This window comes from Paenibacillus sp. JT22N1, from assembly GCF_059692155.1.
Window position 1 is genome coordinate 1 of sequence record NZ_JCAUAW010000015.1, and the last position, 13,997, is coordinate 13,997.

A 13,997-nucleotide genomic window follows, 5' to 3' on the forward strand; every position below is an offset into this window, starting at 1 on the left:
CAAACGTACTTCTTCTCCTAATCTTTTTCCCATCCCGGATCATCCCCTTTGTAAATAAGTTTAATTTATTTAACGGGAGGACTCCAGTTTATTTAGGGGGCCTAGGAGTTACAACAGTGAAAAGAAGAGGATCATTTGTTAGAACGTTTTAGCTAATGCTTGCGCGCGGCTAATCGCTTCCTCTTTAATTTGCGGAGCCTTATCGGGTGACTGAGCCATGCCCTCAACAAAAAGTCCTTGGAAATCCGTAATGCCGAAGAATGACATGATGACACTTATATAACGATGTCCCATTTCCATAGCGGCAGCAGGTCCTTCCGAATAAACGCCGCCGCTTGCTTGGATATGCAGCGCTTTTTTGTCAGGTAACAAGCCTAAAGGTCCAGTTTCTGTGTACTTAAACGTCTTGCCAGCGATACAAATAGCATCAATATAGGCTTTCATAAGCGGCGGGAATGAAAAATTCCACATTGGCGTAACGAATACATATTTATCCGCTGCTACAAACTGATCCGTTATTTCGCCAAGTCGACCTACTTTTGTTTGTTCTTCCTTGCTCAAATCTGAGAATTGTTGACCGCCTCGTAATTTCCCCCACCCGCTGAATACGTCGGCATCAATGTGAGGTAATTGAATGCTGTACAAGTCCAGATGGATGACTTCATCATTAGGGTTGGTTTCCCGATAGGTATCAATAAAGGCTTTTCCTACAGCCATACTGAATGATGTTTGGTGGTCATGGGGATGTGCTGTGATGTGTAAAACAGTTGCCAATGTAATCCGCCCTTTCATTTGGTTGCATGGTAAAGCCATATATAATGTTCATTAAAAGCAAACAAAATATGCAGGGCAGAGCAAATTGGTTTTTAACGATTGCTAAATTTGTAAACCTATGTACATTGAGCCGAAGCTCCTTTTGGTATATGATGAAAGACGGTGCTTTTGACTTGAATATTTGCCCTTCATATGGCTGCCAACAAATTTATATAAAGTGAGATGGATGAGATGAAACCTAAGGATTTACACTATAGAATGCCAGCAGAGTGGACAACACACGAACGTACATTTATTTCTTGGCCCGTTCAATCTTCGATGGTTTATCCGGAGGATCATGCGGTTGTATCAAAAGGCTATGCTGATTTGGCCAAGGCCATTGCTGAGTTCGAGCCAGTGACAGTGATCGTGAACCCGGCGGATGCTGAGCAAGTAAAGGCTATGTTCGACGAGACGAACGTTGATTTTCTGATCATTCCGCATAACGATGCTTGGTTCCGTGATAACGGGCCGACGTTTTTGTTAAATGAGCAGCAGGAAATCGCAGCTGTGAATTGGAAATTCAACGCATGGGGCGGCAAATATGCGCCGTGGGATCTAGATGATAACGTGGCTCCGCAAATTTTGGAGCATCACGGTGTGAAGCGTTTTGACGCTCCGCTCGTTATGGAAGGCGGCTCCATTCATGTGGATGGAGAAGGTACGCTTTTGACAACGGAGGAATGTCTCCTTAACACGAACCGCAATCCAGACCTAAGCCGTGAACAAATCGAAGAGTATGTGAAAAACTTCGTCAACGTCGAGAAAATCATCTGGCTGAATAAAGGGCTGGACGGCGATGAAACGGACGGCCATGTCGACAATATTGCTTGCTTCGCGGCTCCAGGTAAAATCATTTTGCAGGTTTGCAACGACCCAGAGGATGCGAACTACGCGATTACACAGGAGAATCTAGAAATTTTGCGCCATGCGACGGATGCTAAAGGACGTTCTTTTGAAATTATCCCGATCGAACAGCCTCCTTTAACGTTTTTTGAAGAGCAGCGTCTGACGCTGAGCTATTTGAACTTTTATTTCGTAAACGGCGGCATTATTTTGCCAGTGTTCGGCGGAACGGCAGAAGAGACAGATCGTAAGGCGGAAGAAGTGCTAAGCGCAGCTTTCCCAGATCGCAGAATCCGCACAATAAACGGCATGTCCATCATCAAAGAAGGCGGCAACGTCCATTGCACGACACAACAAATGCCAGCAAGCAAGAAAGGGTGATTCCATTGAGAAATGTCACAGTAGCAGCAACGCAAATGAGCTGTTCCGATAATATAGAAGAAAACATTCGCAAAGCAGAGGCCTTGGTTCGCCAAGCAGCCGCGAAGGGCGCTCAAATTATTTTGATCCAAGAGCTGTTTGAGACACCGTATTTCTGCCAAAAAGAGAAGTCCGACTACTATCATTACGCGACGGAGTTGGAGAACAACAAAGCGATCAAACATTTCCGCGAAATTGCTAAGGAGCTTAAAGTCGTACTGCCGATAAGCTTTTATGAGAAAAAGAATTATGCGCGCTACAATTCATTGGCTGTCATCGATGCAGATGGTGAAGTGCTTGGCCTTTATCGCAAAAGTCATATCCCTGATGGTCCGGGGTATGAAGAAAAGTTTTATTTTAACCCTGGTGATACCGGGTTCAAGGTTTGGAAAACACGCTATGCCAAAATCGGCGTAGGCGTTTGTTGGGATCAATGGTACCCGGAAGCTGCAAGGGTTATGGCATTGATGGGTGCGGAGCTGCTGTTCTACCCGACTGCTATCGGCTCTGAGCCGCAGGACGGTTCGATCGATTCTAAGGATCACTGGCAAATGTGCATGCGCGGCCACGCCGCGGCGAACTTGATGCCGGTTATCGCGTCGAATCGAATCGGTAAGGAAGAAGATGAAGAATCCAGCATCAACTTCTATGGTTCGTCTTTCATCGCAGGCCCGCAGGGCAATATGATTGAGGAAGCTGGCCGCAATGAGGAAACGGTGCTTGTTGCCGAATTTGACCTCGATCAGCTGGAAGTTCAACGTATCGAGTGGGGCATTTTCCGCGATCGCCGTCCGGATCTTTACAAGAAAATTGCTACGTATGATGGTGAGCAGGTACTGTAATCACGATGCTCATTCCGTTGTTGAAAGGAATTTTACTGGGGCTCTCGATCGCTGCACCGGTCGGGCCTATCGGTATTTTATGTATACGAAGAACGATCACCTTAGGCAGACTGCATGGCTTTTTGTCAGGATTGGGAGCTGCGTCGGCCGACGCTTTCTACGGCTTTATTGCCGGTTTTGGTCTTACGCTGATAACCAGCTTCCTGCTTGACCAAAAGGTGCTGCTGCAAGCGGTTGGTGGCTTATTCCTATGTTATTTAGGCGTGCGGACCTTCCGCTCTAAGCCGGCTGCCGATGCAGCCAAAGCCTCAGGCAATACGCTTTTCAGATCGTACGCCTCCACGCTGATGCTGACCATTACGAATCCGATGACCATAATGTCTTTTCTTGGTGCTTTTGCTGGTTTAGGGATGGGCGGCTCACAGACAGGCATTGTTTCAGCTGTTGCTCTGGTGATCGGCGTATTCGTAGGCTCCGCCTTATGGTGGCTTACGCTAAGTACTGTGATTGGCATGCTTCGAGATCGTATTCATGTTACCGCTTTTCGTTGGATCAACCGAATATCGGGTGTGATATTAACCATGTTTGGCTTGGTAGCCATCATAGGGCTGCTCCTTGGGGAGTAGCTCTTTTTTTTATCATTTATGCAACCCAGAAGCTTGACCTGAGTTCATTGTCGAACACAAAATTGGTGGAGGTGGAGAGCGCCTCTACGTTCCCTTTCATGAGGTTGTTTGTGAGTTGGGGACTGCAAACTCTCAAAGCCAGTGAGAAAAATGGTCTCAAAGAATGGATCATGGCTTATGCATGCACAGACATTCTGGGGGAGAAGAACCCGGTGAAAGCATGGGGAAACGGCAAAGAATGGCTGGCTAGCTACGAGATGCTAAGTAAAGAAAAATAACGAGTACCTATAAAAATCAGCGATTGCAAATTCTCAAAATTCATTCCTGAAAATCGAAATTTACTTTTCTCTATGCCTACTTTATGATCAAAAACATCACAAATAGGAATGGGGAGAAGGTACATTGACACTTTCTTTGCGTAACGAAGTAAAGTCCTCCAAGCAGCTGCTAGAGGCATTCAACAAGAAAGCTTACGGTGCGGAAAAGCTTGTTTTCGCAGGCGTTGGCGATAAGGATGTATATAATATTGCGGCTCCTTTTATGGACGGTGGAGAGATGGTTCTTGCTGGTCGTGTGGAGTCCCGTGATTCAGAGCGTTCAGAGGTTATGTTTTTCGTAAATCGCGGCGGTACATGGATACCGAGGGCAGAGACCGTATCCTTTGGTTTACAGGACCCTTTTTTCACGTTTATCTCCGGGGAGTTAGTTTTCGGTGGTGTCGAGGTCGTCTTTGATACGGAGAATCCTAAGCAGGTCGTAACATGGCGCACCTTGTTCTATAAGGGAACGGATATACAAGATTTAACTTACTTTGCTTGCGGTCCTGATCACATGAAAGATATCCGCCTAATCGAGTATGCAAACGGTCGAATAGGTGTATTTACACGGCCATTTGGTGTTGAAGGAGCCCGGGCTGTTATTGGTTATACAGAGCTTGAAAAGCTCGAAGATTTGAATGAAGCTGTGATCAGTGCAGCTCCTGTATTCACGGACCAGTTTCTGAAGGATGAGTGGGGAGGCGTTAATGAGGTACACGTGTTAAAGAACGGGCTTGCGGGTGTTCTTGGTCATATTTCTTACATGGAAGAAGGCGAGATTCGCCATTACCATGCCATGACGTTTGCTTTCGATCCGAAGACTTCGGAAAGAAGTCCAATTAAGATCATCGCAACGCGTGATCAATTTCCGCAAGGACCTGCCAAGAGAAACGACCTCATCGATGTGATTTTCAGCGGAGGACTTCATCGCTTGGAGGATGGAAAGGCGATGCTGTATGCAGGTGTAAGCGATGCAGAAGCACATAGACTGCTTATTGATGATCCATTCGAGGAATACGAATATATGTAAGAACATCGCTCCTCCTGATTATCGTTCAGGTGGGGCTTTTTGCTGATTTTTAAAATAGAGTCATCTTTTTCAAGGATGCTTTAATGAAGGTGGATGAGTTATGATGGAGTCAAGGGGGACTACATCATGGGATTTTTAAAGCGCATACAACATTATCGCGTATATAGAAGACTAATATTGTCCTACTTGTTCTTAATTATGGTGACGATCGGTTTATTATGCACCATTTTATATTCGATGTTTTCAAGCAGAGCAGTCAAAGAAATCGATCTCTCTTCTCGAGAAATACTTTCGCAAGTAAGCTATACGGCGAATGTCGTTTTTGAACAAGTGCAGAACATTTCGAACCAACTGATGAGTGATAACCAGATTATCACCTTCATGTATGCCAATGATGATGATAAAGTCGCGAATTATAACGCTAATCTTCTATTAACGAAGATGCAAAGCGTTTATCCTTTCTTAGCCAATATCAGCATTTATAATTTTACCAATAAGGCTTATGTCGATGTCGCTTCTCTGGCTCCAGACCCGCAAATGGGCGAAAGAAGTCAAACCGGTTATCTTGGCTTTTATCCTCGTAAAGTCTTAGATGGAAATGGGCATTCGCTTCAATTACTAACGTTCAAGATTATTCCTGAACCTGTCTTTTCGGGGCCGACGAAGTCAGCTATCGTACTCGATTTAAAAGAGACGTATATTCAAAATACGATGAGCAGTATTAGCAGTTCGTCTAGCAATACAAGTACCTTTGTTATGGACTCAAAAGGCACCGTGATCTCTCATTCGAATTCTGAACAATTTATGAAAAATTTCTCGGATAACGATTATGTTCAACGTATTTTATCAGAGGAGGGAAGTCAGGGCAGCTTTGTTCAATCACTTGAACATCATAAATTCCTCATTACTTATGTGAAGTCAGAAAAATTAGATTGGGTGTTTGTTAGCGCTCGCCCTTATGATCAATTGCTTTCGAACATTTATGAGCTTCGTAATTGGACGCTCCTTATTGCGCTATTTCTTTTCATTACAGGGGCTTGCATATCATTAATTGTAACTGGTAACCTGTATAACCCAATCAAAGCACTAGTAGACAAGGTAACGGAGGGGGGAACTTCTGAAAGCAAATCACTTCTCCGGTTGGATGAGTACAAACTGTTATCGGAGGCATTCTCTAACTCCATACAGGTGACTAAATCAATGGAAGTGACACTGTCTCGTTCTTCTGATTTACTGAAAAATGGCTATATGTACAACATGCTGAAAGGACGTTTGCAGTCATCTGGCTATAAAGGGGATATTGAACAGCAGCTGCTTTCTCGTATGCAAGGTCCTTATTTTACCGTAATTCAGTTTCAAATTGATCAATACCATAGTTTTAAGAACACGTTCAGCGCTCTTGACAGGGAGCTCATTCGTTTTGCCATAAGCAATATTGCACAAGAGATGCTCAGTAAGATCTATCGAACGGATCAGGTTATTCTCGAAGAAAATGAAATAACGATGATTATTCAATTGGAGCAGTCTTCACCGGATATGCAGTTATATTACATCCTTAATGAAATTCAAGCGACTGTTACAGACTATTACAAGACATCTATATCGGTAAGTATTGGTGATACGGTTTCGGCTATTGGAGACATAGAGCGCTCGTATCGATCTACGCAAAGGTATATGGCATTGAAGCTGTTTTGGGGGTATGGCAGCTTGCTCGATGCGACGAAGTCTATCGTTCCAGGCGAACATATTCGTTATCCAGCAGCAATGGAGCGCAAGATTATCGATGCCATCAAACTTTGTCAGCCCAAAACCATTCAGAAAGAGATCGCGGAATGGACCTCCCTATTATCCCGCTGCGGTTCTCCGTCACTAACGTTCCAGTATGCAAGCTTTTTACATCTGGCTATCACGCGAGAATTTGAAAGTATTGTGGAATGGTGGGATGCAGATCCCAAGGAGCTGTATTTGGCTATGAATGAACTTTCACAGACGGAAACGCTGGATGAAATTCAAGCCATGATGAAGCAGTTTTGCTTAAGAATTGTAGATATGATCGAAGAAAATAAAACGAGTTTGGCCGCTTTGAAGAACTCCAAGGTGATTGAAGAGGTTAAGCTATATTTACTGCAGCACTTCCACGACCCTAATCTTTCACTGGAGATCGTATCGGATCAGGTAGGATTAACTTCGGGCTACATTGGAAAAATGTTCAAAAGTATGGTGGGTACGTCTTTTAATGATCATGTCACACATATTCGCATGGAGCAGGCAAAAACACTGTTGGCAGGTACGAGCGAAACCGTGGCTCAGATTGGCGAGCAAGTCGGGATTTACAATGTTTCTTATTTTTCAACGCTATTTAAGAAAAAATACGGAGTTACGCCCTCACGCTATCGAGAACAACATCAACAAAATACGTAAAAAAAGGACGATTGGGGCTCTAACCGGCACTCAATCGTCTTTTTTGATAGCATATCTTATTTTTAATAAGCCGAAACACGAATTATTGAAAGTAAAACGGATACTCGAAATTTACAGTGCTGGTGCAATCTCCTATGCTGAAGTCAACCCGAAAGTGAGAGGTGCTGTATGCAGACACGAACATCCTTAACAAAAGAGAGCGTTTCCAAAGTCAAGAAGAAAACAGGAGTACTGCAAGAACTTTTCATAAATCGGTTCTCCTACTTATTAATTGTCCCTGCCCTCCTATATGTTTTTATTTTCTCGTATGCCACTTACCCATACCTCTTGATAGCCTTTCAACATTTTAATTACCAAAAGGGTGTGTTCGGCAGTGAGTGGATCGGCTTCAAAAATTTCGAATTTTTCTTTAAGACGAGCGATGCTCTGCTGATTACCGTAAATACGGTGAAGTTAAATGTGATGTTTCTTATCGCCGGCACCATTAGCGCGGTATTCATCGCGATCTTATTTAACGAAATTAGAAGCCGCTTGTTTCAACGATTCGCACAAACAACGATGATATTTCCGAATTTTCTTTCATGGATTATTGTCAGCTACATGATGTACGGACTATTTTCTACTGATTTTGGAATGATCAATCAGGCGCTTACATTCTTCGGGATGGAAACCGTGAATTGGTACACCAAAGCGGAGGCCTGGCCATGGATTCTCGTGGCTATGAAGATTTGGAAAGAAGCCGGAATGGGCTCGATCATTTATTTGGCATCGATAACTGGCATCGATCATTCGCTTTATGAATCTGCTGAAATCGATGGGGCCACGAGGTGGGACAAAATTTGGAGGATTACAATGCCTCTCTTAGCACCGACAATTGCCATATTGACCTTACTAAACTTAGGCAAAATCTTCTATGGGGATTTCGGCATGATCTATGCCATCATCGGCGATAATGGTGTGCTGTACCCAACGACGGATGTCATTGATACGTATGTGTTTCGATCGCTTCGTCAAATAGGAGATCCATCCAATGCAGCAGCTGTAGGCTTGTTCCAATCAACAGTAGGTTTAGTGCTTGTTTTCGTCGCGAATTGGTTTACCCGCAGATATTTCAAGGAAGGGGCGCTTTATTAAGATGAAGACAATGAAACGCTTCGACACGGCGGGGATGTTGATCTATATCGTGCTGGCCATCTATGCGCTCCTATGTATTCTGCCTATGTTCCTTACGGTGATGGTATCCATATCGGATGAAAACAGCATTATTCGGCACGGGTATCAGCTGATTCCAGAGCATTTTTCACTCGAGGCTTATCGCACTTTACTGGGCAATAAGGCCGTATTGCTCAAGAGCTATCTGGTGACGATCACGGTAACCGTGGTCGGAAGTCTGATCGCAGTGGTTATCACCGCCATGGCTGCTTATACGCTCTCTAATCCGAATGTGAAATACCGAGCAGGACTTAATTTATATTTTTTCATTACGCTGCTTTTTAATGGCGGTTTGGTTCCATGGTATATCATGTGCAAAAAATTAGGTCTGGTAGATAATCTGTTTGCTCTTATTGTTCCTATGCTGCTATTCAATGCATTCAATATGTTTCTAGTACGCAACTTTATGGAAGCACTACCCAATGCGTTAAGGGAATCAGCCTATATGGATGGAGCTAATGATGTACGAATTGCTTTTCAGATTTACTTGCCCTTATGCATCCCTGTGTTAGCGACCATTCTTCTTTTCTATGCGCTGGCCTACTGGAATGATTGGTTCAATGCCATCATGCTAGTAGATGATAAGAGCCTATATCCTCTTCAGTACGTTTTATTTAAAATCCGGTCCAACATTGAAATGCTCAGCATGATTCCGGCAGGTGCAAGCAGTCAATATACCGCTCCTGCAGAATCCGCGAAGATGGCAACCGTAGTGATAACACTTGGCCCTATCGTGTTTTTATATCCATTTCTCCAACGATATTTCGTCAAAGGACTTATCGTAGGTTCAGTTAAAGGTTGATATTTTCCTCGGAAGAGGTTTATATAAGATTAACTCAAAGGGAGAGGGTCAAATTGAAAAAATTATCCATGATTTCAATGTCTAGTCTGTTGGCAGTATCCTTTATTGCAGGCTGCGGATCAACAAATGATAAGCCCGTAGCTTCTGCAACGACTAAAACGGATGATAAGGTCATCAAAGAATCAGCAAAACCAGCAGAAGTCGTCACTTTGAAATATGTGTTACCTGGTAATGAACCGAAAGAGTGGGCAGCCGTTAAAGACGCTGTAGATAAGAAGCTGCAAGCAGACGGCGTGAATGTGAAAATCGTCAAAGAATATATTGACTGGGGAGCTTGGGAACAAAAGCTGAACCTCAAGCTTTCAACAGGTGAAGATTTTGATATGTTCCATGTCATGAACGACTTGGTTTCTTTGGCCAATTATATTGGACGCGGAGCTGTCAAAGATGTTGGACCAGAAGTCGCAAAATATGGGCCTGAATTAAAGAAAGCTATACCTGATTCTGTATGGAGCGGCGTACAAAAAGACGGGAAAACATTTGGTATTCCATCCTATTGGTATGAACCTGCTGTTGACGGTTCTTTCACGGCGAATCGCATCCTGTTGAATCAAGCAGGTGTCAAGGAAGTTCCTAAGACCCAGGAAGAAATGCTGGCAGCTATGGAAAAGGTAATGGCAACAGATCATGGAGCTTCCAAGCCGTATCTTCCTATTCGCGGCGGATTGCGTGATGCATCCGATGTGCTGCACCGTGCGTATGATTCGTATCCATTTGCAGTGAAAGATAAGATTGCTTTCATCGATAAGGACGGCAAAGTGAAGAGCTGGGCTGAAACAGAAGAGTTTAAAAAGGATTCGGCTTTCTTCCGTACGGCTTATCAGAAAAAACTTACGAATCCAGATATTCTAGTAGTTAAGCAAGAACAGATCGATAAGCAAATCAATAGCGCTATTTATCCATTCTTATTTGGAACGCCTAATAACGTCAACGAAATGAAAAAGACGTATCCAAACATGAAAGACGAAGATTTTACGCTTCAGCGATTAAATCCTGATAAACCGCATTACAGAATGTTTAACGCGAAGAACGTGAATGCTGTGGCTGTGAACAGCAAACATCCGGAAGCTGCGGTTAAGTTTTTGAATTGGCTATACACTTCACAGGAAAATTATGATCTATTCATGTACGGCATTGAAGGCAAAACATATAAAAAAGTTGGAGACCGCGGCATTGAAAACCTGAAGGATGCCGATGGTAAAACGAATCTCTATGTACAGGAAGACTGGATGATCGGGAACCTAAAATATATTCGTATCGATCCCAATACGTTAAGTGCTAACAAAGCTTTGTTCGTCGCAGATCCGAATGCGAAAACATTCTTCGCAGCAGACTTCTTCTTTGATCCGACTGCGGTTAAATCAGAGATGTCTAATATTCAGGCTGTCTATACATCTGATATCATGCCTATCTATGATGGTGTGCTCGATTATGATCAGAAGAGCAAAGCAGCTATTGATAAGCTAAAAGCAGCAGGTATCGATAAAGTGATAGCTGAGTATCAAAAACAGTTAGATGCTTATAAAGCATCCAAAAAATAATGAACTACGGGGCTACTCCAAAAGAAAAGATGGAGTAGCCTCATCTATAAGTGAGGGGAACATGTACATGTATAGAGATGGTAAGTTGGAATGGGAGCTGGGTCCATTTATCAAAGCTACAGCGGATTCCAAGATCGCTATAGCCAGGTGTGAAGGTTAATATGAAGATACAGACAATCTCAACGCAAGGGAACGGTGTATGGAACGAGGATTCGCTAATTGTTAACGATACTATTCAACTTTATGGTGTCATAGATGGGGCTACTTCGTTAGAACCTTACAGAGGTTTGGGCGGTGAGACGGGCGGTTATTTGGCTGCACAGCTGATTGCTAAAACAATAACGAATATGTCTCAGGATAACGTTGGGCAAAAGCTGTCTCTTCCTACGATGCTGCTTCAAGCCAATAAGCAGCTGCGCAGCGAGATGCTCAAAGCAGGTGTGGATGTGACTCGTAAAGAACAATTGTGGAGCGCTTGTGCTGTACTTATTCGTGTAAATGATACCTATGTTGAGTTCGCACATGCAGGTGATTGTATGCTGATCGCAATGTATGAAGATGGTACGATTAGGCTTGTAACCCGAGACCAGTTGGAGGTTGTGGACCGCCCCACCCGTCAGCTTTGGGCGGAGGGAGTTGCGTCAGGACTCACTTCCCGTGATGAATTATGGCAGCTTGTAATGCCGCAGATTCATGCAGGAAGGGCATTAATGAATACCATAAATGGGTATTCCGTATTAAATGGAGAACCAGAACTGGCAGATCATATGGAATATGGCCGAATTAGCAGAGCACAATTAACATCATTGCTTCTAATCTCTGATGGCCTAATTGATCCTCAGCGGGAGCATTCACTAGAGCAGGGGTTAAAGCAGATCGTCTTGAGAATCAAATCTATGGGGCTGGAAAATTATATCCAGTGGCTTATCCAAGTGGAAGAAGCAGATCCAGAGTGCTTACAATTCCCAAGAGTGAAAAAGTCTGATGATAAAACAGCCATTTATCTAGAATTTTAAATGAGGCATGTGCTTCAAGACGCACTTCTTTGTTAGAACTAGGTCGGAGAGATTCACTCTTCGGCCTAGTTCTTTTTTTTCAGGGACCAAAGGTATGTTTTGACCAAAATACTTGAAGACACCTTGCAAATTGCTGCTCTTCTGTGACAAAATCAACATAGATTCACCTAGTGAGGGAGCAAGATTAGAAACGTGAGTTTCTTGGCGTTAGGGAGAGCACACTAACGAAATAACAACATGTGATCATCATCTGGAAATGCTTTATTTCTATTGTATATGGGTTATATATATAAAAATGATTGGAGTGATCGTGCGATGGACTCTTCCAAATATCAGAAATATTTCTCAACCGACGGCTTCTGGCTGAAACTGAAAAAGGGCGCTAAAAAGGCAGGCAGCAAAGTCATCTACAGCGGATTGCTGCTCTTCTACGCCGTAGAAAGCCCGAAAACACCGCTTAGAGCAAAAGTTCAAATCTACGGTGCGCTGGGCTATCTCATTTTGCCGTTGGATCTCTTGCCTGATTTGCTGCCGATTGTGGGATATGTAGATGATTTAAGTGCTTTGGGGTTAGCGCTGGCATCTGTCGCAAGGAGTATCGATGACGATGTGAAGCGCAAAGCGAAGAATAAGCTGAGGGATTTTCTCGGTGATGATGTGATGAACAGCAAGGGTATTATCGATATCGATGGGCAGCTTGTTGAGCAGAAAGAGAAGGAATCAGAGAGTGATGGGCAAGGAGTAAAATAGGGGGTTACCGATAGAACTCCTGGGCTGTTCGCATACACACTGCAGACCCCTGATTTAAATTACAGTAGTCTCCAAATGAGAAAAGACACCCACGAGGTGTCTTTTTTAATAACAGCTGGAATTCAGCAAGAAATCGTCCACCCGTAAGAATCCTCGATCCTTCCGTATTGAATCCCAGTAATCGTATCGTAAAGCCTACGAACCAAACCACCAATATTACCTTGGTTAATCACCATAGGCGTACCGTTCCACAGGAGACTGCCAATTGGGGACACGACGGCAGCTGTACCGGTACCGAAGGCTTCCTCCAAGGTTCCATTCTCATAGGCTAGAACAATGTCATCGATCGAAATTTTCCGCTCTGTAACCGGAATGCCCCACTCTTTCAGCAGGTGAATGATGCTTTTTCGTGTGATGCCATCCAGAATACTGCCGCTAAGGTTCGGGGTCACAACTTCCCCGTTGATTTTGAAAAAGACATTCATGCTGCCTGCTTCTTCTATATAAAGCTTCTCGATGGCATCCAGCCAGAGCACTTGAGCGCAGTTGTGTTCTTTGGCGAGGGCTTGTGCTTTGAGGGTTGCAGCGTAGTTACCAGCTGTTTTGGCACTGCCTGTACCACCTTGAACGGCCCTGGCATAATGGCTTTCTACAAGGATGTTGATGGGTTGAAGCCCTTCCTCATAGTAGGAGTCTACCGGCGACATAATGATTACGAACGAATAGCACGATGAGGCACGCACACCTAAGCCGGCTTCGGTAGCTATCACAAAAGGGCGAATATATAAAGAGGACCCCTTCTTTCTGGGCACCCACTCGGCATCCACACGAACGAGGGTTTGAATGGCGTCTACGACGAAATTCTCATCCATTTGAGGCATTTGCAGCCGGTCGCTGGAACGGTTTAGTCGTTGTGCATTTTGGTCAGGTCGAAATAGAACAATCTCATCCTTTTCCGTACGAAAAGCCTTTAACCCCTCGAACACGGCTTGCCCATAATGAAAAACCATCGCTGAAGGATCATGGGAAATGCGCCCATAAGGGATAATACGCGGATCGTGCCAGCCCTTTCCTTCCTCGAAATCCATCATAAACATATGATCGGTAAAATGACGCCCAAACCCTAAGTCCTCTTCAAAGCGGGGCTTTGTTTTACAACTCAGATTGTGTTCGATTCGAATCTGTCCATACATCGCCATCAACCACCTTTTCGAATGTTCTTACTTGTTATCGTTACTATAGATAAATAACAATCATTGATCAATTACAAATAATCAATTACCATCATAGTTAATAACTAT

The 13,997-nt window shown here is 43.8% G+C and carries 13 protein-coding genes; 11 read left to right on the top strand and 2 right to left on the bottom strand.

The genetic code is table 11. From position 1 onward, the window contains the following. Positions 1-138: 138 nt before the first annotated feature. Positions 139-774 (bottom strand): FMN-dependent NADH-azoreductase, encoded by a 636-nt coding sequence (locus AC58UU_RS26285; RefSeq protein WP_497320083.1) that lies wholly within the window; start codon positions 772-774, stop codon positions 139-141. Between the two features lie 231 nt (positions 775-1,005). Between AC58UU_RS26285 and AC58UU_RS26290 the strand changes: the two genes are divergently transcribed. The 11 genes from AC58UU_RS26290 (at position 1,006) to AC58UU_RS26340 (ending at position 12,696) form a co-directional block, all read left to right on the top strand. Further along, the gene (locus AC58UU_RS26290; protein ID WP_497320084.1) at positions 1,006-2,040 is read left to right on the top strand and encodes an agmatine deiminase family protein; all 1,035 of its coding nucleotides are present in this window, start codon (positions 1,006-1,008) and stop codon (positions 2,038-2,040) included. A gap of 5 nt (positions 2,041-2,045) precedes the next feature. Next, positions 2,046-2,921 (top strand): N-carbamoylputrescine amidase, encoded by an 876-nt coding sequence (gene aguB, locus AC58UU_RS26295; protein ID WP_497320086.1) that lies wholly within the window; start codon positions 2,046-2,048, stop codon positions 2,919-2,921. 5 nt (positions 2,922-2,926) lie between these two features. Continuing rightward, positions 2,927-3,547, top strand: coding sequence for a LysE/ArgO family amino acid transporter (locus AC58UU_RS26300; protein ID WP_497320088.1), 621 nt, complete (start codon positions 2,927-2,929; stop codon positions 3,545-3,547). A 98-nt stretch (positions 3,548-3,645) separates the two neighbouring features. Then, on the top strand, positions 3,646-3,825 hold the full coding sequence (locus tag AC58UU_RS26305; protein ID WP_497320089.1) for a hypothetical protein: 180 nt from the start codon (positions 3,646-3,648) through the stop codon (positions 3,823-3,825). Between the two features lie 124 nt (positions 3,826-3,949). Next, positions 3,950-4,894: a DUF1861 family protein gene (locus AC58UU_RS26310; RefSeq protein ID WP_497320090.1), complete on the top strand. Its 945-nt coding sequence runs from the start codon at positions 3,950-3,952 to the stop codon at positions 4,892-4,894. A 126-nt stretch (positions 4,895-5,020) separates the two neighbouring features. Beyond that, positions 5,021-7,315, top strand: coding sequence for an AraC family transcriptional regulator (locus AC58UU_RS26315; protein ID WP_497320092.1), 2,295 nt, complete (start codon positions 5,021-5,023; stop codon positions 7,313-7,315). Between the two features lie 168 nt (positions 7,316-7,483). Then, positions 7,484-8,449, top strand: coding sequence for an ABC transporter permease (locus tag AC58UU_RS26320; RefSeq protein WP_497320093.1), 966 nt, complete (start codon positions 7,484-7,486; stop codon positions 8,447-8,449). Position 8,450: 1 nt separating this feature from the next. Next, entirely contained in the window at positions 8,451-9,329 is an 879-nt protein-coding gene (locus AC58UU_RS26325) for a carbohydrate ABC transporter permease (protein WP_497320095.1), read from the top strand. Between the two features lie 53 nt (positions 9,330-9,382). Beyond that, positions 9,383-10,930 carry an extracellular solute-binding protein gene (locus AC58UU_RS26330; RefSeq protein ID WP_497320097.1) on the top strand — a complete coding sequence of 516 codons (1,548 nt, stop codon included), beginning with the start codon at positions 9,383-9,385 and terminating at the stop codon, positions 10,928-10,930. Between the two features lie 161 nt (positions 10,931-11,091). Then, on the top strand, positions 11,092-11,946 hold the full coding sequence (locus AC58UU_RS26335; RefSeq protein WP_497320099.1) for a protein phosphatase 2C domain-containing protein: 855 nt from the start codon (positions 11,092-11,094) through the stop codon (positions 11,944-11,946). A 315-nt stretch (positions 11,947-12,261) separates the two neighbouring features. Next, complete coding sequence (locus AC58UU_RS26340; RefSeq protein ID WP_497320100.1) at positions 12,262-12,696, top strand: YkvA family protein; 435 nt, start codon at positions 12,262-12,264, stop codon at positions 12,694-12,696. A 122-nt stretch (positions 12,697-12,818) separates the two neighbouring features. Here AC58UU_RS26340 and AC58UU_RS26345 read toward each other — a convergent pair whose 3' ends face one another. Further along, on the bottom strand, positions 12,819-13,889 hold the full coding sequence (locus AC58UU_RS26345; RefSeq protein WP_497320102.1) for a branched-chain amino acid aminotransferase: 1,071 nt from the start codon (positions 13,887-13,889) through the stop codon (positions 12,819-12,821). Between the last annotated feature and the right edge of the window lie 108 nt (positions 13,890-13,997).

Coding starts and splice junctions, on each gene's coding strand:
- AC58UU_RS26290 (WP_497320084.1), top strand. CDS start 1,006: ATGAAACCTAAGGATTTACACTATAGAATGCCAGCAGAGTGGACAACA.
- AC58UU_RS26300 (WP_497320088.1), top strand. CDS start 2,927: ATGCTCATTCCGTTGTTGAAAGGAATTTTACTGGGGCTCTCGATCGCT.
- AC58UU_RS26305 (WP_497320089.1), top strand. CDS start 3,646: ATGAGGTTGTTTGTGAGTTGGGGACTGCAAACTCTCAAAGCCAGTGAG.
- AC58UU_RS26315 (WP_497320092.1), top strand. CDS start 5,021: ATGGGATTTTTAAAGCGCATACAACATTATCGCGTATATAGAAGACTA.
- AC58UU_RS26320 (WP_497320093.1), top strand. CDS start 7,484: ATGCAGACACGAACATCCTTAACAAAAGAGAGCGTTTCCAAAGTCAAG.
- AC58UU_RS26325 (WP_497320095.1), top strand. CDS start 8,451: ATGAAGACAATGAAACGCTTCGACACGGCGGGGATGTTGATCTATATC.
- AC58UU_RS26335 (WP_497320099.1), top strand. CDS start 11,092: ATGAAGATACAGACAATCTCAACGCAAGGGAACGGTGTATGGAACGAG.
- AC58UU_RS26340 (WP_497320100.1), top strand. CDS start 12,262: ATGGACTCTTCCAAATATCAGAAATATTTCTCAACCGACGGCTTCTGG.
- AC58UU_RS26345 (WP_497320102.1), bottom strand. CDS start 13,889: ATGTATGGACAGATTCGAATCGAACACAATCTGAGTTGTAAAACAAAG.